General features: G+C 60.4%; 15 protein-coding genes and 4 tRNA genes. 10 read left to right on the forward strand and 9 right to left on the reverse strand.

Annotation, left to right across the window (positions count from 1 at the left end; all coding sequences use genetic code 11):
• Positions 1-90 precede the first annotated feature (90 nt).
• Positions 91-861, forward strand: coding sequence for an EF-hand domain-containing protein (locus ACZ9XP_RS14100; RefSeq protein ID WP_465188634.1), 771 nt, complete (start codon positions 91-93; stop codon positions 859-861).
• A gap of 105 nt (positions 862-966) precedes the next feature.
• On the opposite strand, the gene ACZ9XP_RS14105 is transcribed toward ACZ9XP_RS14100, so the two are convergent.
• Both ACZ9XP_RS14105 and ACZ9XP_RS14110 read right to left on the reverse strand, forming a co-directional pair.
• Positions 967-1,656: a response regulator transcription factor gene (locus ACZ9XP_RS14105; RefSeq protein ID WP_465188635.1), complete on the reverse strand. Its 690-nt coding sequence runs from the start codon at positions 1,654-1,656 to the stop codon at positions 967-969.
• Entirely contained in the window at positions 1,632-3,461 is a 1,830-nt protein-coding gene (locus ACZ9XP_RS14110; RefSeq protein WP_465188636.1) for a sensor histidine kinase, read from the reverse strand. The genes ACZ9XP_RS14105 and ACZ9XP_RS14110 overlap by 25 nt, the downstream gene beginning before the upstream one ends.
• A 118-nt stretch (positions 3,462-3,579) precedes the next feature.
• Between ACZ9XP_RS14110 and ACZ9XP_RS14115 the strand changes: the two genes are divergently transcribed.
• Complete coding sequence (locus ACZ9XP_RS14115) at positions 3,580-4,014, forward strand: DUF411 domain-containing protein (RefSeq protein WP_147689091.1); 435 nt, start codon at positions 3,580-3,582, stop codon at positions 4,012-4,014.
• Positions 4,015-4,199: 185 nt separating this feature from the next.
• Here the strand turns inward: ACZ9XP_RS14115 and ACZ9XP_RS14120 are convergent, their stop codons facing one another.
• The 4 genes from ACZ9XP_RS14120 to ppsA all read right to left on the reverse strand — a co-directional run bounded on the left by ACZ9XP_RS14120 (position 4,200) and on the right by ppsA (position 11,488).
• Positions 4,200-5,822, reverse strand: a complete 1,623-nt coding sequence (locus ACZ9XP_RS14120; RefSeq protein WP_170253777.1) for a methyl-accepting chemotaxis protein — start codon at positions 5,820-5,822, stop codon at positions 4,200-4,202.
• Between the two features lie 386 nt (positions 5,823-6,208).
• A complete protein-coding gene (locus ACZ9XP_RS14125; RefSeq protein ID WP_147689090.1) occupies positions 6,209-7,741 on the reverse strand; it encodes a fumarate hydratase in 1,533 nt (510 codons plus the stop codon).
• Between the two features lie 184 nt (positions 7,742-7,925).
• Positions 7,926-8,930, reverse strand: a complete 1,005-nt coding sequence (locus tag ACZ9XP_RS14130) for a class 1 fructose-bisphosphatase (protein WP_147689089.1) — start codon at positions 8,928-8,930, stop codon at positions 7,926-7,928.
• A 170-nt stretch (positions 8,931-9,100) separates the two neighbouring features.
• On the reverse strand, positions 9,101-11,488 hold the full coding sequence (ppsA, locus tag ACZ9XP_RS14135) for a phosphoenolpyruvate synthase (protein WP_147689088.1): 2,388 nt from the start codon (positions 11,486-11,488) through the stop codon (positions 9,101-9,103).
• Positions 11,489-11,775: 287 nt separating this feature from the next.
• Between ppsA and ppsR the strand changes: the two genes are divergently transcribed.
• Entirely contained in the window at positions 11,776-12,597 is an 822-nt protein-coding gene (ppsR, locus tag ACZ9XP_RS14140; protein ID WP_147689087.1) for a posphoenolpyruvate synthetase regulatory kinase/phosphorylase PpsR, read from the forward strand.
• Positions 12,598-12,761: 164 nt separating this feature from the next.
• The gene (locus tag ACZ9XP_RS14145; protein ID WP_017507160.1) at positions 12,762-12,974 is read left to right on the forward strand and encodes a sigma factor-like helix-turn-helix DNA-binding protein; all 213 of its coding nucleotides are present in this window, start codon (positions 12,762-12,764) and stop codon (positions 12,972-12,974) included.
• Positions 12,975-13,015: 41 nt separating this feature from the next.
• Here ACZ9XP_RS14145 and ACZ9XP_RS14150 read toward each other — a convergent pair whose 3' ends face one another.
• Positions 13,016-13,423, reverse strand: a complete 408-nt coding sequence (locus tag ACZ9XP_RS14150; protein ID WP_147689086.1) for an NUDIX domain-containing protein — start codon at positions 13,421-13,423, stop codon at positions 13,016-13,018.
• Positions 13,424-13,593: 170 nt separating this feature from the next.
• On the opposite strand from ACZ9XP_RS14150, the gene ACZ9XP_RS14155 reads away from it, so the two are divergent.
• The 4 genes from ACZ9XP_RS14155 (at position 13,594) to ACZ9XP_RS14170 (ending at position 13,913) form a co-directional block, all read left to right on the forward strand.
• Positions 13,594-13,670: transfer RNA gene (locus ACZ9XP_RS14155), tRNA-Arg, on the forward strand.
• Between the two features lie 6 nt (positions 13,671-13,676).
• Positions 13,677-13,752 (forward strand) — tRNA-Glu (locus ACZ9XP_RS14160).
• Positions 13,753-13,754: 2 nt separating this feature from the next.
• Positions 13,755-13,831 (forward strand) — tRNA-Arg (locus ACZ9XP_RS14165).
• A 6-nt stretch (positions 13,832-13,837) separates the two neighbouring features.
• A tRNA-Glu gene (locus ACZ9XP_RS14170) sits at positions 13,838-13,913 on the forward strand.
• 63 nt (positions 13,914-13,976) lie between these two features.
• On the opposite strand, the gene ACZ9XP_RS14175 is transcribed toward ACZ9XP_RS14170, so the two are convergent.
• Complete coding sequence (locus ACZ9XP_RS14175) at positions 13,977-18,350, reverse strand: PAS domain-containing protein (RefSeq protein WP_465188637.1); 4,374 nt, start codon at positions 18,348-18,350, stop codon at positions 13,977-13,979.
• Positions 18,351-18,401: 51 nt separating this feature from the next.
• Entirely contained in the window at positions 18,402-19,520 is a 1,119-nt protein-coding gene (locus ACZ9XP_RS14180; RefSeq protein ID WP_170253543.1) for a response regulator, read from the reverse strand.
• A gap of 283 nt (positions 19,521-19,803) precedes the next feature.
• Here ACZ9XP_RS14180 and cysD point away from each other — a divergent pair, with 283 nt between their 5' ends.
• Positions 19,804-20,730 (forward strand): sulfate adenylyltransferase subunit CysD, encoded by a 927-nt coding sequence (gene cysD / locus ACZ9XP_RS14185; RefSeq protein WP_206211158.1) that lies wholly within the window; start codon positions 19,804-19,806, stop codon positions 20,728-20,730.
• 75 nt (positions 20,731-20,805) lie between these two features.
• Positions 20,806-22,239, forward strand: coding sequence for a sulfate adenylyltransferase subunit CysN (gene cysN / locus ACZ9XP_RS14190; RefSeq protein ID WP_465188638.1), 1,434 nt, complete (start codon positions 20,806-20,808; stop codon positions 22,237-22,239).
• Positions 22,240-22,265 lie beyond the last annotated feature (26 nt).

Below are 22,265 nucleotides of genomic sequence, written 5' to 3' on the forward strand. Positions count from 1 at the left end.
CCATAAAGTGTCATAACCCGCTACGGGCTGTGGCAGGCATTCGCCCTGTGCGACCCGGGTGGGCTTTCTGACCCTTCAGGGAGAATGACCATGAGCAGCGTAACAAGCAGTACCAGCAGCTACATGCCCAATATGATGCAGGGCCCCGGCGGGCCCCGCGGCATGCGGCAGCGACCGGAAGCCAGCGAGGTCGCCCAGCAGATTTTCAGCAAACTGGATACCGATAACCAGGGCTATCTGGAAGCGGGCGATTTTGCCTCGGCCATCAGCCAGCTCTCGCGCAGCGGGCAAAACAGCAACACCGCCAGTAGCGATGAGGTGTTTTCCAGCCTGGACAGCGATAGCGACGGCAAGGTGACCCAGGACGAGCTCACCAGCGGCATCCAGTCGCTGCAGGATCAGCTGGACAGCCAGTTCAACGCCATGCGCATGCAGGGTGGTATGCCTGGCATGGGTGGTGGTGGCATGCCGCCGCCGCCACCGCAAGGCGGGCGCGGTGGCAAAGACGAAGGCCTGGACCAAAGCCAGCTGACCGACATGGCCACCACCGCGGCAGAGTCTGGCGATACCCGGGCCGCGAGCATGTTTAGCCAGCTGGCAGACAACTTTGACGCCGCCGACGCCGACGGTGATGGCAAAGTCACCTTCAGTGAAAGCGTGGCCTACCAGCGCCAGCAAGCGCAAGCCGGCAGCACGGACAGCGACAGTAGCAGCAGCGATAGCAGCAACACCGCCAGCAGCACCGTGGCCAGTAGCCAGGAGGTGCAAGGGCGTATCGCGCAGCGGCTAATGGAGATGATGCGGGCCTACGACGACTTTAGTGCGCCGGACGAAGGCAGCAGCATGCGCTCGGCTGCCTAGTACCGCTACCGATGCAGCACTGGCAGCCTGGCTGCCAAAAGACAAACCCCGCTTGCCAGGCAAGCGGGGTTTGTTGCGGCCAACCTTTAGCCAGGCGGCAGTGAACTACTGGATAGCCAGCGTCACGGCCAGCTGGTAGCCCTGCCCGCGTACCGCTTTCAATGCATTATTATCGCAGCCGGCTTGGACCAGCTTTTTGCGCAGACGCACCAGCTGTACTTCCAGGTTGGCTTTGCTGTATTCCTCCAGCCGCTTGCCCAAAAGCTCGATCATCTGCCACGTTTCCAGCTGCCGCCCCGGCGCGCGCGACAGGCCGGCCAGCAGGGCAAACTCGGACGATGTCAGCGCCACCTGGCCACCAGGGCCAGACAATTGCTGCTTGTCGGTATGCAGCAACCAGCCATGCTCCGGCCCCTGGCCGGTAAGGCGCCGCGCCAGCGAACGCACGGCAGCCAGTAATTCTTCCAGCGAACAGGGTTTGGTCAGGTAAATATCCGCACCACTGGCGTAGCCTTCTACCTTGGCCGCAATGCTGTTGCGGGCGGTAGTCATGATGATGCCGACTTCGGGCTGGGCCGCACGCAGGCGGCGGGACAGGCTGATGCCGTCTTCTCCCGGCAGGTTCAAGTCCACAATATACAGGTCGGGCTGAAACGGCAGGTCGCCCAGTGCCTCGGCACAATCGACACCTTGTACGTGGTAGCCCTGTACGCGCAGCGCGTCCAGGGTGACTTCTCGCAAGACATCATGGTCTTCTACGACCACAACGTTTAACGGGTTGATACGGGTAACCATACTTCGAATCTCACAATATTGGCTTCAGGCCGGTAAGACACCATCCCTTGCAGTTGGGTACACAGGCCCCGCACCAGATAGAGCCCCAGGCCGGAACCGGTTTTGCTATGAGCGCCAGGGCTTCGATAATACTTTGTAAACACCTTGCTTGCATCCGGCATGCCTGCAGATGACGCAACATTGTCAACAGATAGCCACAATCCGGCGGACTTCGCCCCCCATCTAACATTAATCACACTGTTTGATGGCGAGTACTTCATAGCGTTATCTATCAGGTTTGATAACACGGTACGCAAGAGCTGGCTGTCGCTGTGCAGCAAGGGCACGGTGCCGGGGTGCAGTACGACCCGCTCCGGCTCACGGCTGTTATGGCACACATCCTGTACCAGCTCGGCCAGCACAATGGTCTCGCGCAGGATCTCCAACTGGCCTTGCTCGATACGGTCGGCCTGGGTGCAGCGTTCTACCACGGCATTCATGTCGTCTACCGCGCGCTCGGCGTGCAACAGGATGCGTTGCTCACCCAGCTGCATGCGCAAGCTGCCCAGCGCCATGCTGATCACCGACATGGGGGTTTTCAGCTCGTGCGTGAGCATGGCCATAAAGCGGGATTGCTCCTCGCTTTGCTGGCGTTCGATGGCGATCTGTTGCTGTGCCAGCTCCAGCTCTACCGCAAAAGCGTGGCGCTCACGGCGCAGCTGGGTGGAGCGGCGCTGCAGCAGTACAAAGGCCAGCGCACTGATCAGCAGCGACTGTATCAGTTGGCCGTACTGGTTCATTTCCAGCACATTGCCGATACCGAGCAAGGGCAGCATGGTCAGCGCCACCACGGCGATAGACAGCGTATACAGCACACGTAGTAGCCGGCGCAAGGGGTGCGGCGGCACCAGCCAGGCGGTCACCGCCATCAGCAGTACCTGCACCGGTGCCATCATGGTATTGGTCTGCATCACGGGCTGTACCATGCCGAAAGCCAGCAGCAGAAACAGTAAAGGGAAGTAGCAAGGCAGCAGTTTCAGAATCCACTGCAGCAGCCGCGGCGGCGAAAACCCCAGGAGCAAGTAACGGTGGAACAGCAGGCTGGCCAGACAAAACAGGGTGGATGTCCAGCTGGTGGCCACATCGGCCAGCTGCGGGTAGCTGGCTGGTGCCAACATGCTGTAGTAACCCATGAAAGCCAGGTTGAGCAGCAATGACAGTAGCTGGTAAGGAATGAACAACCCCACCACGCGGTCGCGGCTTTCCCGGTAGTCGGCAATGGCCCACACCAGCAGCCACAACAGAATGGCGTAGTAAAGAATCTGCCAGGCAGATTGCCGCACATCAAACTGCAGCGCCTGCTGCAGCGGCTGGGCCTCTACGCTCAGCATGCTGGTGCTGGTGGTGTGCAGGCGCAGGTAGTACACGGCTTGCGCTTGCGCCTGGTGCACCAGAAAGCACGGGGTAATACCGGGGTAGCTGCGCTTTACATAGGGATAGCGGTCGCCTGCGACTTGCTGCTGCCAGCGCCCCTGGGCATCTTGCGCGTACAGGCGCACCTCATCCAGATAGCCCGGGCGTATGCGCAGCACCAGCGGCTCACCGGGCGTCGCGGTTTGTACGGTAATGCGCAGCCAGGTGACAGTGGGGGTATAACCACGCGCCAGAATGCCGGGCAGCGGGGTGAACAGCTGCTGGCGTACCCGGGGGAAATCCAGCTGGCCTTGCGGGTCTACCAGGTAGGCGCGAGACAGTACCTGGGTTTGCACCGCCCAAGCGGGCGACAGGCACAGCAGCCATAGCCATAAGAAAATCCGTAATCGCACTACTCGCCCCGTGTTGTCCGGCCGGTAACGGCCTCAAGAGCGAGAGTATCGCATAGCTGGTGCAGGAACTTGGCACGGGAACAGGCGTCCATGCAGCATTACGCTTTGAGAGAGCATCATGCGTCCTGCCCATCTGCTATTTCTGGCCCTGGCTATCAGTCTGCCTGCTCTGGCAACCAACAGCGGCCAACTTTACAAAGACCCGTCCTGTGGCTGCTGCGGCAAGTGGGCCGCCCACATGCGCGCCAACCAGCTAACGCTGCAAAGCCAGGACCGCACCGATATGGCACAGCTGAAAGACCGCCTGGGCGTGCCGGCCAACTTGCGCTCCTGCCATACGGCGCAGCTAGGGCGGTACGTGATCGAAGGCCATGTACCGGCGGCCATGGTGCAGCAGATCTTGCGCGACAAGCCCGCTATTGCAGGGTTGGCCGTGGCCGGCATGCCGCAGGGTAGCCCCGGCATGGAAACCGGGGTACGGGAAAGCTACCAGGTCATCGCCTTTACCCGCACGGGCCGGCAATATGTGTATGCCACGGTGAAAGGAGGCTAGCTGTGTCGGTCAAAAAGCGCATTGTCCTGATGGTGGCAGGCATCGCGGCCCGGTGGCTGTGCCAGCGCGTAAAACGCCAGATTTTCCGCCGCTAGCACGGTGAGCAGCTCGCGCTAACCGCCGCCACCTGCACAGGCCCTGCACCGGCCTGACCACAACTGCTGGCCAGGTGCAGGGCAAGACGGCTATAGCTGAAAGCGTGCGGACAGCTCGGAGAGGGTGTCGGCGGCCTGGCTGATAGACTCGGCCATGTGCACCGTTTGCTCGGATGCCTCACGCGTGCTGGACGATATCTTGGCCACGGCGTACAGGTCTTCACGTATGGCGCGGCTGGCATCCACCTGCTGCTGCAGCACCTGTTCTACCTTCTGCATACTGGTACAGACCGACTCGGTGCCCTCGCGGATGACCCCTACCGCCTTGCCGCCGTCCTGCGCCTGGGCGATGCCGCCATGCAGCTGCTCGACCATTTCGTCCATTCGCTGCTTGGCTTGCTGGCTGTTGACCTGAATGCTGCCGATGGTCTGGGTAATCTCACCCGTGGCCTGGCTGGTACGCTCTGCCAGCTTGCGTACTTCGTCTGCCACCACGGCAAACCCCCGGCCCTGTTCGCCCGCCCGTGCGGCTTCGATGGCGGCATTCAGCGCCAGCAGGTTGGTCTGGTCTGCCACATCGCGAATCACGCCAATAACAGCGGTAATGCTGCCCAGGCGGCCAGCCAGATCGTCTATGCTGCGTTGCGTGGCCATCACCAAGGTACCGATTTCATTCAGCCGCCCTACGGCCTCGGCAATCACTTTTTGCCCGCTGGCGGCGCTGTTGATGGCATCGTCACTTTGCAGGCGTGCCTCCCGCGCCTGCCCAGCGGCGCCGGCAACTTGCTGGCTGAACTGGTCAGTAGCCTGGCTGATACGCACGGTGGCTTCGGTTTGCTGCTGCACCAGCACCCGGCTGCCGGAAGCCTGGTCCACAATGGCGTGGCTGCTCTGGTTCAGTGTCATCACAGACTGGCTCATATTGCCCAGTAGCTCGCGCAAGGCAGAACGCATGGTCAGCACGGCGCCAAAAATGCTCTGTGCCGGTATCCTGCCAGCCTGGTCTTCGGTGCCACGCAGGTCACCCGCAGCGACCTTTTGCACCAGTGCCTGCACCTCGTCCGGTTCACCCCCCAGCTTGGCTAGCAAGCCACGCACAGCCAGCAATATCACGGCGGCAATACAGGCTACCATCAACAGGCATACCAGCACCTGCCAGCGCGCGGTATGCCAGAAGCGCTGGTCAACCTCGGCAAAGCTGATACCGGTACCCACCACCCAGTGCCAGCGCGGGGTACGCTGCGCCACCGACAACAGGTCGACGACCTCGCCCTCGCGCAGTGCCGTCCACCAGTATTCGGTCAGTTGGCCGCCGGATTTCTGTAAAGCAGCACTGAGGATGGCACCGACACTTTGGCCATCTGCGTCCTTGAAATCGTTAAAGCTGGTGCCATGCAGCTGCGGGTCCAGCGGCGTGGCGACAAAATTAAGCTTCTCGTCTGCCACATACACATACTCGGAGCTACTGTATTTGTTTTCCCGCAGTATCTGCGTGGCAATGTCTTTGGCCTGGGCATCCGTCAGCTTGCCGCTGGCGGCCATCTTTTCCAGCTCCAGAATGCCGGAGTAGGTACTGAACATCAGCTGCTTGATACGTGCGCGGTTATCCTGGTCGCTCATCTGGCGCATGGTATAGGTGCCTGCCAGCGCAATGGCCAGCATGCTGACCAGTATCAAAAGCGATACCCACCAAGCCTTGTGTTTCACTTTCATGGCCTGCTCCTGTGTCTGTGTGTGTTGTGCCACCTGGGTGACGAATGAAGGCGTGTAAAAGTATTGTGGCATGGCAAAACCATGTGGTCTTTGATTGGTATTATCGAAATGGAAAACCATCCGGTAGAACCGTCTTTTTTTTACATCACGCTTTCAATCACAATAAAAAACCCCTTCCGGATACCGGAAGGGGTTGAGAGCGATGACAAACCCTATTTGACACACAAACAGCGTTTGTTTTGTAAACAGCCAGGCTGCGGACGCCGCTACTGCTGTGGCGCGGCGCGGCTTTGCCGGGTCCGGTGCACGCCAGACAGACACACTGTCAGCCACAAAAAACCCCTCCCGGATACCGGAAGGGGTTTGGGGTTGATACGGTCTGGCTATCAGGCTGGGCGCTTGGCGCGGGCGATATCGGCGATTTTCACGCTCCATGCCGCCGGGCCGGTGTTGTGCACCGAGATACCACTCGAATCGACAGCCACGGTTACCGGCATGTCTTGCACCTCGAACTCGTAGATGGCTTCCATACCCAGGTCGGCAAAACCCACCACCTTGGATGCCTTGATGGCCTTGGACACCAGGTAGGCCGAGCCGCCCACTGCCATGAGGTACACGGCTTTGTTGTCCTTGATGGCTTCGATGGCAGCCGGGCCGCGCTCGGCCTTGCCGATCATGCCCAACAGGCCGGTCTGTTCCAGCATCTGGCGGGTGAACTTGTCCATGCGGGTAGCGGTGGTAGGGCCGGCCGGGCCAACCACTTCGTCGCGCACCGGATCTACCGGGCCCACGTAGTAGATAAAGCGGTTGGTAAAGTCTACCGGCAGCTTTTCACCCTTGTTCAGCATGTCGACCATGCGCTTGTGCGCGGCGTCGCGGCCGGTAAGGATCTTGCCGTTCAGCAGCAGCACATCACCCGGCTGCCAGCTGGCGACTTCTTCCGGGGTAATGTTGTCCAGGTCCACACGCTTGCCATTGCTGGTGTCGTAGGTGATTTCCGGCCAGTCTTCCAGCTTCGGTGTTTCCAGCACAGCCGGGCCATTACCATCCAGATGGAAGTGGATATGGCGCGTGGCGGCGCAGTTCGGGATCATGGCGACCGGCAGGCTGGCGGCGTGGGTCGGGTAATCCAGAATCTTCACGTCCAGCACGGTAGTCAGGCCACCCAGGCCTTGCGCACCGATACCCAGCGCGTTCACTTTTTCGAAGATTTCCAGACGCAGCTGTTCCACACGGCTCAGCTCGGCACCGCTGGCGGCCTTGGCTTTCAGCTCGTGGATATCCACGTGGTCCATCAGCGACTCTTTGGCCAGCAGCATGGCTTTTTCCGGGGTACCACCAATACCGATACCCAGGATGCCCGGTGGACACCAGCCGGCGCCCATGGTCGGTACGGTTTTCACGACCCAGTCAACAATGCTGTCGGACGGGTTCAGCGCGTAGAACTTGGATTTGTTCTCGGAACCACCGCCCTTGGCCGCACAGGTCACTTCCACGCCGTCACCTTCGACGATCTCGAAGTGCACCACGGCCGGGGTATTGTCCTTGGAGTTCTGGCGCTTGCCTGCCGGGTCCAGCAGCACGGAAGCGCGCAGCTTGTTGTCCGGGTTGTTGTAGGCACGGCGCACGCCCTCGTTCACCATTTCCTGTACCGACAGGGTGCTGTCCCACTGCACTTTCATGCCCACTTTCAGGAACACCACGGCAATACCGGTATCCTGGCAAATCGGGCGGCGGCCTTCGGCACACATGCGGCTGTTGATCAGGATCTGCGCCATGGCGTCTTTGGCCGCCGGGCTTTCTTCGTGCAGATAGGCCTGGTACAGCGCCTCGATATAGTCTTTCGGGTGGTAGCAGCTGATGTACTGGAAGGCATCGGCAATGCTCTGGATGAAGTCTTCCTGACGGATGATGGTCATTATTGGGTTCTCCAGCGTAGGGGCTGTGTTGGGTTTGTGCCGCTATTTTAGGCGTTTCGCCCACAGGCAGGAAGGCGCAATGCTGCAACGCAGGAAGATAAAAGCAGAACAATGCAAAACCGCCGGCTCGGCGCCGACGGTTTTGTAGGCATGCACTGCGGCCAACGTTGGCCGCAGGCCGGCATCAGCCTTGGTGGTAGCCGGTCACACGGGCCACTTCTTCCTTGGAGCCCAGGAACACCGCGACGCGCTCGTGCAGGCCCTGCGGCACGATATCCAGGATACGGCGGTGGCCATCGGTAGCCAGGCCGCCAGCCTGCTCGATGATGAAGGCCATCGGGTTGCCTTCGTACATCAGACGCAGCTTGCCTGGTTTGGCAGGGTCACGCGCGTCTTTCGGGTACATGAAGATACCGCCACGGGTAATGATGCGGTGTACTTCGGCCACCATGGAGGCGACCCAGCGCATATTGTAGTCTTTGCCCAGCGGGCCTTCCTTGCCAGCCAGCAGCTCGCCGACGTAGCGTTGTACCGGGGCTTCCCAGTGGCGCTGGTTGGACATATTGATGGCGAACTCGCCGGTGGTAGCCGGTACGGTCATATTGCGGTGGGTCAGCACCCAGGAACCCAGCTCGCGGTCCAGCGTAAAGCCGTACACGCCCTGGCCAAAGGTCAGCACCAGCATGTTCTGCGGGCCGTACACCGCGTAGCCGGCGGCGACCTGGCGGCTACCTGGCTGCAGGAAGTCGGCTTCGGTAGGCTGGGTGTTGCCTTCTGGCGCTTCCAGCACCGAGAAGATGGTACCCACAGAGATGTTCACGTCGATATTGGACGAGCCGTCCAGCGGGTCGAACATCAGCAGATAGCGGCCACGTGGCATGTGCTCGGGAATGGAATGCGGCAGCTCCATTTCTTCAGACGCCATGGCGCCCAGGTTGCCGCCCCATTCGTTGGCTTCCAGCAGGATGTCGTTGGCGATCACGTCCAGTTTCTTCTGGGCTTCGCCCTGCACGTTGCCGGTACCGGCATCGCCCAGCACGCCAGCCAGCGCGCCTTTGTTTACCGAGTGGGCAATGGCCTTGCAGGCGCGCGCCACGGTTTCGATCAACAGGCGCAGGTCCGGCGGCAGCGCGCCGTGCTGGCGCTGTTCTTCAATCAGGAATCGGGAGAGGGAGATACGGCTGCTCATTATTGTCCTCGTATCACGTAGGTAGCAGAAAGGGTTGGCGAAGTTTACCACCCCACCCCGACATGCTGGGGTGTTACCTGCGCACTACATGCATCAGCAAAGAAAAACGCCCGACCAGGGCAAAACGGAAACCGTTTTGGCGAGTCGGGCGCGGGGCAGAAACGCAACGCTTAGGCGTTCAGTTCCTTGGCCAGGTACAGCCAGGTTTCCACGACGGTATCCGGGTTCAGCGAGATGGTCTCGATGCCCTCTTCTACCAGCCACTTGGCAAAGTCAGGGTGGTCCGACGGGCCTTGGCCGCAGATACCCACGTACTTGTCCAGCTTGCGGCAAGCCTGGATAGCCAGATGCAGCATGGCTTTCACGGCTTCGTTGCGCTCGTCGAAGGTGGTTGCGATCGGGCCGCCGGAGTCACGATCCACGCCCAGGGTAAGCTGGGTCATGTCGTTGGAGCCGATGGAGAAACCGTCAAAGTGCTGCAGGAACTTCTCGGCCAGAATGGCGTTGGTCGGCAGTTCGCACATCATGATCAGGCGCAGGCCGTTTTCGCCGCGCTTCAGGCCGTTGGCGGCCAGGATCTCGATCACTTTTTCGGCTTCGGCCAGGGTACGCACGAACGGGATCATCACTTCCACGTTGGTGAGGCCCATCACGTCGCGCACTTTCTTGATGGCGCGGCATTCCAGCTCGAAACAGTCGCGGAAGCTGTCGGCCACGTAGCGGGCTGCACCACGGAAGCCCAGCATCGGGTTTTCTTCGTGCGGCTCGTACAGTTGGCCGCCGATCAGGTTGGCGTACTCGTTCGACTTGAAGTCGGACATGCGCACGATGACCTTTTTCGGCGAGAACGCTGCGGCCAGTGTGGACACGCCTTCGGCGATCTTGTCCACATAGAAGTCTACCGGGCTTGCGTAGCCTGCGATGCGATCGGTAATGGTCGCTTTCAGGTCGGCCGGCAGGGTATCAAACTCCAGCAGGGCTTTCGGGTGGATACCGATCTGGCGGTTGATCACGAACTCCATGCGCGCCAGGCCTACACCTTCGTTCGGCAGCTGCGCGAAGTCGAAAGCCAGTTCCGGGTTGCCCACGTTCATCATGATCTTCACAGGCGACTTCGGCATCTTGTCGAGCTCGAGCTCGATGATTTCCACTTCCAGCAGGCCATCATAGATGTTGCCGGTGTCGCCTTCGGCGCAGGATACGGTCACTTGCATGCCGTCGCGCAGCAGATCGGTAGCGTCGCCGCAGCCGACTACAGCAGGGATACCCAGCTCGCGCGCAATAATGGCCGCGTGGCAGGTACGGCCGCCACGGTTGGTCACGATCGCAGCAGCGCGCTTCATAACCGGTTCCCAATCCGGGTCGGTCATGTCGGTTACCAGCACGTCGCCGGCTTTAACCTGATCCATCTCGGACGCGTCCTTGATCATGCGCACGGTGCCCTGGCCAATTTTCTGACCAATGGCACGGCCTTCACACAGGACGGTGGAGGTGTTTTTCAGACGGTAGCGGCGCAGGGTGTCCTTGCGGTCTTCCTGCGATTTCACCGTTTCCGGACGCGCCTGCAGGATGTACAGCTTGCCATCCAGACCGTCGCGGCCCCACTCGATATCCATCGGGCGGGCATAGTGTTTCTCGATGATCAGCGCGTACTGGGCCAGCTCGGCCACTTCGGCGTCGGTGATGGAGAACTGCTTGCGCAGGTCTTCCGCCACATCAACGGTTTTCACGGAACGGCCAGCTTGCGAGGCGTCGGTGAATTCCATCTTGATCAGCTTGGAGCCCATGGTCTTGCGCAGAATGGCAGGACGACCGGCTTTCAGGGTTGGCTTGTGAACATAGAACTCGTCCGGGTTCACCGCGCCTTGCACCACTGTCTCGCCCAAACCGTAGGAAGAAGTGATGAATACCACGTCTTCAAAACCGGATTCGGTGTCGATAGTGAACATCACGCCTGCCGCGCCGCTATCGGAACGCACCATACGCTGCACACCCGCAGACAGCGCCACCACATCGTGGGCAAAGCCTTTGTGTACGCGGTAGGAAATAGCGCGATCGTTGTAGAGGGAGGCGAATACGTGCTTCATGGCGTCCTTGACATTGTCAAGGCCACGAATATTCAGGAAGGTTTCTTGCTGGCCTGCGAACGAGGCATCGGGGAGATCTTCTGCGGTTGCAGAGGAACGTACTGCTACGGAAATATCGGCACCACCGGCATCGGCAACCATTTGGTCCCAGGCAGTCTTGATATCTTCATCAAGCTTGGCCGGGAATGGTGTGTCGATAATCCACTGACGGATTTCCTTGCCGACACGAGCCAGCTCCGTTACGTCGTCGATATCAAGCTTCGACAGCGCGGTATTGATGCGGTCAGCCAGACCGTTGTGCTGGAGAAAATCCCGATAGGCGTCTGCTGTGGTAGCAAAACCTCCCGGAACGCGCACCCCGGAATGGGCAAGCTGACTGATCATTTCGCCGAGCGAGGCATTCTTGCCGCCTACTTTCTCGACATCGGTCATGCGCAGGTTCTCGAACCAGATGACGTAGTTCTCTGCCATCACTTCACTTCCTGTGTTGGATTGGACGATAGGGAAGCACGCATTCTAGCCGAACAAACCCCGGTTTGCGTAGCGACTTTTGCATCGCACAACACAGGGCTTTCCCTGATTTTTCAGCATACTGGATAAAAAATACGATTTATCCCACTGAATCGTAGGGGGAAATGTAATGCCGCCACTACACGCCATGCGGGCAGATCAGCCGCCCGCTTGATCTGCCTGCTTGCCGCTGGCGGCAAAACGGCACAGACTTCATGCCAGCGTACAACCCAAGCACAGGACACACCATGCCACACCGCCGCTCTGCCTTCTTTGTCTCTGACCGCACCGGTATCACCGCCGAATCACTGGGTAACACCCTGCTGACCCAGTTCGACACGGAAGAATTCAAACGTGAAACCATCCCCTTTATCGATACCATCGAAAAAGCGCAAGAGCTGGCGCAGCGCATTGACGAAGTCGCGCGCGAAGACCACGAAAAGCCGCTGGTATTCACCAGCATCATCAAGGCCGACGTGCGCGCCGCACTGAATATTCCCAGCGCACTGGTGATCGATTTCTTCGAAACGTTCATCGGAGAACTAGAAAAAGAGCTGGGTGAAAAAGCCACACTGGAAGTGGGCAAAGCGCATGGCATGTCCAACGAAGAGAAGTACGACCACCGCATCGAGGCGGTGAACTACTCGCTGAACCACGACGATGGCGTGAAGCTGAAAGACCTGGACGAAGCCGATGTGATTCTGGTGGGGGTGTCGCGCTCCGGCAAAACGCCTACCTGCCTTTACCTGGCCCTGCAATACGGTATCAAGGCGGCCAACTACCCGCTCACGCCGGAAGATCTGGGCAGCCCTACGCTGCCCAAGATCCTGCTACCGTTCAAGAGCAAGATTTTCGGCCTGACCATCGACCCGAACCGCCTGCACTTCATCCGCTCCGAGCGCCGCCCCGATTCGCGCTACGCCAGCATGGACAATTGCCGCCGCGAGGTAAACGAGGCCGAATCGATGTTCCGCCACCATGCCGTACCGTTTATCAGCACCACGCACAAATCCATTGAAGAGATCGCCTCCACCATCATGCACAAGGCGCATCTGGGCCGCCGCTTCTAAAACACGCGGCCAACACAGGATGGGCCCCGGGTACGCAGCCACGACATGGCGCACCCGGGGCTTTTGCTTGCTGGCAACCGCAAACAAAATATGTGCATTTTTCCTGCATCGTTCTATGCTGAACACAGGTTCGCCCACCGCAACCACCTGCAGGAGAGCACATCATGAGACTGGAACACTTCAACCATATCGCCAACCTGATCGGCTTGAAGAAGAAGTCCCGCGAAGCCGTTTGGCTAATAGAAATAGATGGCATGACCGGCTATGCAGCATCGCGCCAGCTGGACATCAGCCAATCCACCGTCTCCCGCGCCCATGCCCGCTTTCGCAAGGCGCTGAACGAAATCAACCAGCTGACCCCCTACCTGCCACTCTGAACCAAACCAAACGGCCAGCCTGTGTCTGCAGGTTGGCCGCATCAATCAAAGCGTGCGCTCTGCACATAGCCGTCAAATCCCAGGCAATCCTCAACCCGCTGGCGCTGTACCGGCGGTAGCTGATCTGGCGCCACCCAGGCCCAGGCCGTGTGCTCCTGGCTCAGGCGTATCACGCCCCCCTGCGGTAACTCACCGCGAAACACAAACGCCTGCGAATCGTATTGCGCGTGGTAGTACACCCCCGACAGATAGCGTATCGCCACGACCAGGCCCAGCTCCTCGGCACACTCTCGCAGCAGTGCCTGATGGATGGTCTCACCCGGCTCCAGCGCGCCACCGGGCAAGCCCCAGGCCTGGCTGCCGTAGCTGGCTTTCAGTAGCAATACCTCACCGGCGGCATTGCAGATAACAGCGTGGCTACTCAAGCGGAATCGGTCGTCAAATGCCATGTTTCACCTGCCTTGTCTCTCTGTCGTATCTGCCGTTGTTGTCGCATAACGGCGACTTGCCAGCCAGCACGCTGCGAATGATGGCGTTATTTTACAGAAATGTGTTGACAGCCAAAACCGACTTCCGTATAGTTCGCCTTCTCGCAAGACAACAGTCAAACGAGAACAGCGCACCCGTAGCTCAGTTGGATAGAGTATTTGGCTACGAACCAAAGGGTCGGGCGTTCGAATCGCTCCGGGTGCGCCACAACTTGTCCCCATCGTCTAGAGGCCTAGGACATCGCCCTTTCACGGCGGTAACCGGGGTTCGAATCCCCGTGGGGACGCCAGCGCACCCGTAGCTCAGTTGGATAGAGTATTTGGCTACGAACCAAAGGGTCGGGCGTTCGAATCGCTCCGGGTGCGCCACAACTTGTCCCCATCGTCTAGAGGCCTAGGACATCGCCCTTTCACGGCGGTAACCGGGGTTCGAATCCCCGTGGGGACGCCAGGATTCGACAAAAAAGCCACCGCAAGGTGGCTTTTTTGTTTTTCCCTGCCGGTTTAGCGTTGCCTAGTCACAGTCCGGCAACTGCATGATCGCCAGCCTGCACGCCTCGAATACCGGCACCAGTGCGGCCAACTGTCCAGCCAGTACCGGCTCGGCTTGTTGGTCACGTACACTACTCTCCAGCTGCTCTGCCAGCTCGCGTACCGATTCCGCACTCACATTGCTGGCCGCCCCTTTTAACGTATGCGCCAAGCGCTGCAACAACACATGGTCTTGCTGCGCCAGCGCCTGCGCCGCTTCTTGCGGGAAGTTTTCCTGGCTCTGCGCAAACAGCCGCAACCATTTCAGGTACACCTTGCGCTTGCCCATGGCACGCGCCTGGCCTTCCTGCAACTGCACGCCAGTGTGTGCCAGTGTTTGCCAGGCATCGTCTTGCGATACCGGCAATGCGCGCTCGATCTGCGCTGTGGCATCTGGCTGCAACGCGCTGCCTGCCGCTTGCGGGCTACCTGGCGCCGCAGATAGCCCCAGCCTGGCCAGCACGGCGAATAGTTTGTCAGGGTCGATCGGTTTGCTGATGTAATCGTCCATGCCCGCCGCGATCGCCTCTTCGCGGCTGCCGCTCAAGGCATTGGCCGTCAACGCCACAATCGGTATGCCAGACCATAGCGGGTGGGCCCGGATGCGGGCGGTAGCGGTAAAACCATCCATCACCGGCATGTGACAGTCCATCAGGATAACGTCCGGCTTCTCGCTGGCCAACCGGTGCAGGGCTTCTTCGCCATTCCCGGCGTAGCTCACCTGGGCACCGGCATCCATCAGGTAGGCTGCCACTACCTCCTGATTCAGCAAGACATCATCCACCACCAACACATGCCGGCCTGCCAGGCATTGCTCGTGTGTCACTGGATGCGCCACCTGCCCCTGTGCTGGCTTGCGCCCCAGCTGTTTCAAGCCATGACGCAGGCGCTGCGGGGTCAGCGGTTTTATCCAGATAGCCGCCACCGGCATGCCTGCCGGCGTAAAGGGGCCGGCCTCGGCCAGCCCCACATGACGGGCACTCAGCAAGACACACCAGACGCCGGGCTGCCAGTGCACGCCCTGGAACACATGCGCCCAGCCTGGCTGATCGATATCCACCAGCCACACATCGCCCGCCTGCTGCTCGGCCAGCGCGCAGACCGTCGCCCCCACACCGGCAAACGTCTGCACCGGTAAACCGATGGCAGCAAACTGCTGCTGCAGCACCCCCGCCAAGGTTGGCCGCACCCCGTACAGGTACACGCGGTTGACCGCCAGTGGCCCGGCTTGCTTCAGATCGCCCCCCGTCGCGAGCGGCAGGGTAAAGCTGAAGGTACTGCCCACGCCGGGCTGAGAGACAACATCGATACGCTCTCCCCCCATCAGCCGTACCAGCTGGCTGGAGATCACCAGGCCCAGACCGGTACCGCCATAGCGGCGCTGCGTAGACACGTCGGCCTGGCTAAAGGGCTGAAACAGACCCTGTTGCTGGCTGCTGCTCATGCCGATGCCTGAATCGCTCACGCTGAAATGCCAGCCACCGTCATGCGGGCAGACGCGCAGGATGATTTCGCCTTCCCGGGTAAATTTCACGGCGTTGCCCAGCAGGTTCAGCAGCACCTGCCCCAGACGCAGCGAGTCGCCAACCAGCACGGGCGGTACCGTAGGGTCGATATCAAACACCAGCTCTACCGGCTTGCCCTCCAGCCGCATGGCCAGCATGTCGGCAAGTGATCCCAGCACGTCCTCCAGGTCGAAGGGCGCCTGTTCCACCTGCAAGTGGCCGGATTCAATCTTTGAAAAATCCAGAATGTCATTGATGATGTCCAGCAGCCCGCGCGCCGAGCCCAGCAATTTTTGCAAAAACTGCCGGGTACGCTCGGGCAGGGTATCGCGTAGCGCCAGGTCGGCCATGCCGATAATGGCGTTCATGGGGGTGCGTATTTCATGGCTCATATTGGCCAGGAAGGCGCTCTTGGTGGCGGCCGCCGCCTCTGCGGCCAACCTGGCCGTCTCCATCTGCTGCACCAGGGCTTTCTGCTCGCCGATGTCTTCCTGGATGCTGATGAAGTGCGTCAGGCGCCCTGAACTGTCGCGCAGGGGCGAGATCATCTGCATAACCCATAGCTCACTGCCATCTTTACGCCGGTTCAGCATCTCGCCATGCCAGCTATGACCTTGGCGCAGCGCCTGCCACAAGTTCTGATAGGCCTGTTCGCTGGTCTGGCCGGATTTGAACAGCTGGGGCGTCTGGCCCAGGATTTCGCACTCGCCATAGCCGGTCATGGCAAGCAGCCGCGGGTTCACGTATTCAATCACCCCCTGGGTATCGGTAATCAGTACCCCGGCAGGGCTTTGCGTCACCGCACGCGACATTTGTTCCAGCCGCGCCTCGCTGGCTCGCTGGGTGCTGATATCGCGGAAATACAGCACGGCAGCCAGGTTGCCGTGCCCTTCCGGCAGCAGGTGCAGCTCGTATACCACCGGGAAAGCCGCCCGCTGGCTACTACCGAACAGCTCCCACTGGCTGGCGCAAGGCTGCCCCAGTGCCAGCGCCTGTGCCAGCGGCCCGGGCGTCCCGTAGGGCTCGCCTTCCGGGTTATGGTGCTGCAGCACATCGTCCAGCAGCCGCCCGGTCAGCGTGGCCACCACCAGCCCGAGCATGCTGGCCGCAGCCGGGTTGCTGAACACGATCTGGCCTTCCATGCTCAACCCGATGATGCCGTCGTCGATGGCATGCAAAATGGCCTGCGCCTTGGCTTCGGCGTGGCCCACCGCCTGCTCGGCGCGTGCCAGGCGTTCTTGCTCCAGGGCTTTCAGCGTGGCGGTTTTTTCGTCCAGGATAGCAACATAGTGCGAAATGTCCTGAATCACCGCCATACGCCGTACGGGCTGGTTTTCTTCTGAAAAATCATAACGCCCGTACTCCTGGACGTACCTCACCTCCCCCGCCAGCTGCAGCCGGTAGTTCAGGCGGTACTGCCCTGCTTGGCTCTGCTGGTAGGTATCCAGTACACGTGCCTGGTCATCGGGGTGGATACGCGCGCGAAACAGCACCTCGCTGGCACCAAACTGATCCGGGTAACCCAGCAAGTCTGCCATCTGTCGCGACCATGACACCTCACCGGTTTGCAGATTGGCAATGTAATAACCCAGCCGGGCCATTTGTTCGGCATCTTCCAGCTGCTGCTGGCGTTGCAGCAAGGCTTCGGTGTGCTCGGCGACCTTGGCCTCCAGCTCGAAAGCATAGTTCCACAAGCGCTTTTGCGACTGTGCCAGCTGCTCTGCCATGCTGTTGAAGCTGTGCCCCAGCACACCTATTTCGTCAGTGCCCGGCTGCGGGATACGGGTGTGGATATCGCCCTCGCCCAAGCGCACGCTGGCCTGCACCAAGGTTTGCAAAGGCTGTAGCAAACGCTTGGCTGCCCAGTACGCCAGCACGCTGGTCACCAGCGCCACCACCAGTAGCACCTGCAGCACCTGCCACTGCAGCTGGCGCAGCGGCACCAGCGCTTCTTGCTGGTCTATTTTCACCATGATGCCCCAGCCCAAGCCGGGTACCGGCGCCCATGCGGCCAACACTGGTTCGCCACGGTAGTCCAGCCGCAAACCGGCCCCCTGCCGGCCCTGCAGCGCATCAAAGATCGGCTGCGGCTCCGCCGTGCGGCGCGCAATGCGCAAATGAAAAGCAGCATCCGGGTGATGGCGTAGCGGGCCCATCACCAGCGCCTTGCCATCCGGCTCTTTCCTGGCCAGCATGACCTCTCCGCTTTGCCCCAAACCGGTACGGCTGGCCAGAATCGCGTTGAGTGATGCATCGCCGATACTGATGATGAAAAAGCCGCTGACCTTGCCCTGCTCCACCATGGTGGCCAGCCAGAACGCTGTCTCACTGCCGCTAGGCGAATAAAAATCGTAAGGGACAAAATACATGCCCGGCTGACGCAAAGCCTTGCGTACCCCGTCGGCCAGCATGGTGCGCCCCAGCTCGCCCTGAAACAGCTCCGAGCCAAAATCGCGCCGCCCCTTGGCGCTGTACACCACCCTGCCATCGGCGTCAGCCAGCAAGATGTCGTCCACCCCCTCCAGCCCGCCCAGATCCAGCGTCGTGTCACACGCCGCGCGCGCTACGCCGTACGCGGCCGACAGCGGCCCGCTCTGGCGCATTGCCTGACTCAGGCTAGCCCGGCACTGCTGGATAGCCGGGTTGGCCGCCAGCACTTTGACATGGTCGGCCTGGCTTACCTGCCAGTGCTGCAGCTCGCGCACACGGTCTTCGGTGAGCACACGCATCTGGTCGGACAGGCTAGCGAGCAAACCTTCCCGAGCCTGCTCGTAGGCTACCACCCCGGTCACAACAACGGGCAGCAAGCTGCCCAGCAAAAACCACAGTAGTAAACGATGGCGTATCGACATGGTGAGCGCAGACGTGAAAACGGGGCCAGCCTGGCGGCCGCCCCCGCAGGTTTACAGATCCGGCAGCGCAGCCAGTGCCTGTTTCAAGGCCTCGACCGCCTTGGGGTCGCCGCGATACAGGTCCAGTACCTTGTAGCTGGTTTCGCGCAGGGTAGACACCAGCTGCTCTTCCTGCGACTCGGTCAGACCCAGGTGCACCAAGTCACGCTCGACGCGCCCCAGTGACGTTTCCAGAAAGGTACTCGCCGCCATGCGGTCTTCACGACGCTGCGCATCCAGACCGTGAATGCCATCGCGGATGGTTTGCAGCAAGGAACGCAGCTGGGCTTCCTGTCGGGCAGCGCGCTGCTGCAACGCCAGGATCTTCAAGCGCTCCGACACCAGCTCGCCCAGCACCGATAAATGGTCGCGCAGTCGCCCGGCACGTTCCTCGTCGCTTACCGGCAAGTCGCGCACCAGCAGCGTCACACCCTCGTAGTTAAACGCCACGCGCTTGCCCAGCGCCACCACCCGGCCACAGTCGGCAATCAGCTGCAGTACGCCGCGCTCCATCTCGCTGACTTCCCCCTCCTGGCTCAAGGCAAGCCGCTCGCCCCCGCTAGCCAGGGCCACGGCACCGCTGACACCAAAACCCTGTACCGTATCCAGCAAGGTACGCCCCAGCTGCATCAGGTCGACACAAGCCATGGCTCGGCGCGAAAAATCCACCACCAGGCCCAGCTCTGCCGCATTACTCATGGCGGTCATGGCCGTGGCGGTGGCAAAGCTGGCCTGGCTGGCCAGCGCCGCTTTCTCTCGCTGGCGGCGGAAAATGGCATCGATGCGCGACGCCACCACCGCCAGGTTCAGCGGCTTGGACGTAAAGTCCTCGCCCCCCGCGTCGTAAGCCGCGACACGATCTTCCAGCGCCGTCAGCCCGGAAAGAAACACCACCGGGATATCACAGGTATCAAAATCCGCTTTCAAACGACGACACACTTCGTAGCCATCCATTTGCGGCATGTTGATATCCAGCAGGATCAGCGCGGGCTGCAGCGCCGCGACCTGGGACAACGCCTCTAGCGGGTTGGTAAAACCACGAATGCTGTACTGATCTTCCAGACCATCGCTGATCATTTCCGTGGTCAGCACATCATCGTCAATCACAATAATCAGCGGTTTGTCGCTCATCGGGCACCTGCCATGGTTTTTATGTTGAATCACTATGGGGCCTGCACCCTTCATTCTAGCCACAGTTCGTTAAGTGAAAACCCGCTTTAGTCGATAATTTTATCTAATCACAAAACGTCTATATTCCTGCAATAGCACCAAATTAGCCCATATATAGCATATAGATATATATATTCATTCTTTCGTGGCCAGCGGCTCTCCGGTACATTTGCCGTGCCGGAAAGTCCGGCACGGTGCCTGCCCGGGTGCCGCGATGCAAACAGTCAGAGAATTGAGCGCAAAGATGAAAATCAGTCAGGAGAGGCTGACTCACCTCAAGCAACTTGAAGCCGAGTCCATCCATATCATCCGTGAAGTCGCCGCCGAGTTTGACAACCCGGTGATGCTGTACTCCATCGGCAAGGATTCTGCCGTGATGTTGCGCCTGGCCGAAAAGGCCTTCGCCCCCGGCCGCCCGCCGTTCCCGCTGATGCACGTGGACACCACCTGGAAGTTCAAGGAAATGATCGCCCTGCGCGACAAACAAGCCCGCGAATACGGCTGGGACCTGATCGTGCATACCAACCAGGAAGGCGTGGACGCCGGCATCAACCCGTTTACCGCCGGTAGTGCCAAGCACACCGACGTAATGAAAACCGAAGGCCTGAAGCAGGCACTGAACAAGTACAAATTCGACGCGGCCTTTGGCGGTGCGCGCCGCGACGAAGAAAAATCCCGTGCCAAAGAGCGCGTGTACTCCTTCCGCGACAAGAACCACCGCTGGGACCCGAAAAGCCAGCGCCCGGAGCTGTGGAACCTCTACAACGCCAAGATCAACAAAGGCGAAAGCATCCGCGTGTTCCCGCTGTCCAACTGGACCGAGCTGGACATCTGGCAGTACATCTTCCTGGAAAACATCGAGATCGTACCGCTGTACTTTGCCGCCGAGCGCCCGGTGATCGAACGCGACGGCACGCTGATCATGATCGACGACGAGCGCATCCTGCAGTACCTGAGCGAAGAAGAAAAAGCGCAAATCCAGCACAAGCAAGTGCGCTTCCGCACCCTGGGCTGTTACCCGCTGACCGGCGCCGTCGAATCCACGGCCACCAACCTGGCCGAGGTCATCCAGGAAATGCTGCTGACCAAAACCTCCGAACGCCAGGGCCGCGTGATCGACCACGACTCGTCCGGCTCGATGGAGAAAAAGAAGATGGAAGGCTACTTCTAAGCCCCGCTTCGCCCCTACCGAATATCCTGAGGTTGGCCGCATGCGGCCAACCTTGCTGATGCAAGGCATACGCTCATGGCACACCAATCCGACCTGATCGCCAGCGACATCCTGGCCTACCTGAAGCAGCACGAAAACAAAGACATGCTGCGTTTCATCACCTGTGGCAACGTGGACGACGGCAAATCCACGCTGATCGGCCGCCTGCTGCACGACTCCAAGCTGATCTTCGAAGACCAGCTGGCCGCCATCCAGCGCGACTCGAAAAAGTACAACACCACCGACGAAGACATCGACCTGGCCCTGCTGGTCGATGGCCTGCAAGCCGAGCGCGAGCAAGGCATTACCATCGACGTGGCCTACCGCTACTTCAGCACCGAGCGTCGCAAGTTCATCATTGCCGACTGCCCCGGCCACGAGCAGTACACCCGCAACATGGCCACCGGTGCCTCCACCTGCAACCTGGCAGTGATCCTGATCGATGCCCGCTACGGCGTGCAAACCCAGACCCGTCGCCACAGTTACATCGTGAGCCTGCTGGGCATCAAGCACGTGGTGGTGGCCATCAACAAGATGGACCTGCTGGACTTCGACCAGGCCGTCTTCAACCGCATCCGCGACGAATACCTGGCCTTTGCGGCCAACCTGGGCATCGCCGACATCCGCTTTGTACCGATCAGCGCGCTGCGTGGCGACAACGTGGTGAGCACCAGCGAGCGCACACCGTGGTACGACGGCCAGACCCTGATGGGCATTCTGGACAGCGTAGAAGTAGACCACGACGTAGCACAAAGCGCCTTCCGCCTGCCGGTACAGTACGTGAACCGCCCCAACCTGGACTTCCGCGGCTTCTGCGGCACCATTGCCAGCGGCGAAATCCGCCCCGGCGACCGCATTGTGGCGCTGCCATCCGGCAAGCAAAGCACGGTAGAAAACGTGGTGGTGTACGAGGGCAATCTGGATGTAGCAGGCAGCGGCCAGGCGGTTACCCTGACGCTGGCCGACGAAATCGACATCTCGCGCGGCGACATGATCGTGCGCGCCGACGAAGTGCCCCCGACTGTCAGCCAGGCGGTAGAAGCCCACCTGGTGTGGATGGATGAAACCCCGCTCTCCGTGGGCAAGGACTACAGCTTCAAGCTGGGCGGCAAAACCGTTACCGGCCGTGTAGAACGCATCGTGCACCGCGTAGACGTGAACACACTGGACGCCTTTGAAGCCGAGAAACTGCAGCTGAACGAAATCGGCCTGGTACGCATCGGCTTCACCGCCCCGGTGGTATTTGACCCCTACACCCAGTGCCGCGCTACCGGCAGCCTGATCGTGATCGACCGCCTGTCCAACGCCACCTCCGCCGCGGGCATGATTCGTGGCGAAGCGCAGATCGACAGCGCCAGCCAGGACCAAAGCGACCTGGCCCGCCTGCGTGCCTTCGAGATCGAGTTCAACGCCCTGGTACGCAAGCACTTCCCGCACTGGGACGCGAAGGATATTTCCAAGTTGTTCTAGAGTGTCTATGTAACCCTGTATTTACT

The sequence above is a fragment of the Vogesella perlucida genome (assembly GCF_979366545.1).

Bases quoted from the DNA above. Each gene is read 5' to 3' on its own strand.
- ACZ9XP_RS14130 (WP_147689089.1), bottom strand. From the start codon at position 8,930: ATGAGCAGCCGTATCTCCCTCTCCCGATTCCTGATTGAAGAACAGCGC.
- ACZ9XP_RS14150 (WP_147689086.1), bottom strand. From the start codon at position 13,423: ATGGCATTTGACGACCGATTCCGCTTGAGTAGCCACGCTGTTATCTGC.
- ACZ9XP_RS14115 (WP_147689091.1), top strand. From the start codon at position 3,580: ATGCGTCCTGCCCATCTGCTATTTCTGGCCCTGGCTATCAGTCTGCCT.
- ppsR (WP_147689087.1), top strand. From the start codon at position 11,776: ATGCCACACCGCCGCTCTGCCTTCTTTGTCTCTGACCGCACCGGTATC.
- ACZ9XP_RS14105 (WP_465188635.1), bottom strand. From the start codon at position 1,656: ATGGTTACCCGTATCAACCCGTTAAACGTTGTGGTCGTAGAAGACCAT.
- ACZ9XP_RS14100 (WP_465188634.1), top strand. From the start codon at position 91: ATGAGCAGCGTAACAAGCAGTACCAGCAGCTACATGCCCAATATGATG.
- ACZ9XP_RS14180 (WP_170253543.1), bottom strand. From the start codon at position 19,520: ATGAGCGACAAACCGCTGATTATTGTGATTGACGATGATGTGCTGACC.
- ppsA (WP_147689088.1), bottom strand. From the start codon at position 11,488: ATGGCAGAGAACTACGTCATCTGGTTCGAGAACCTGCGCATGACCGAT.
- ACZ9XP_RS14120 (WP_170253777.1), bottom strand. From the start codon at position 5,822: ATGAAAGTGAAACACAAGGCTTGGTGGGTATCGCTTTTGATACTGGTC.
- cysN (WP_465188638.1), top strand. From the start codon at position 20,806: ATGGCACACCAATCCGACCTGATCGCCAGCGACATCCTGGCCTACCTG.
- ACZ9XP_RS14145 (WP_017507160.1), top strand. From the start codon at position 12,762: ATGAGACTGGAACACTTCAACCATATCGCCAACCTGATCGGCTTGAAG.
- ACZ9XP_RS14175 (WP_465188637.1), bottom strand. From the start codon at position 18,350: ATGTCGATACGCCATCGTTTACTACTGTGGTTTTTGCTGGGCAGCTTG.
- ACZ9XP_RS14125 (WP_147689090.1), bottom strand. From the start codon at position 7,741: ATGACCATCATCCGTCAGGAAGACTTCATCCAGAGCATTGCCGATGCC.
- cysD (WP_206211158.1), top strand. From the start codon at position 19,804: ATGAAAATCAGTCAGGAGAGGCTGACTCACCTCAAGCAACTTGAAGCC.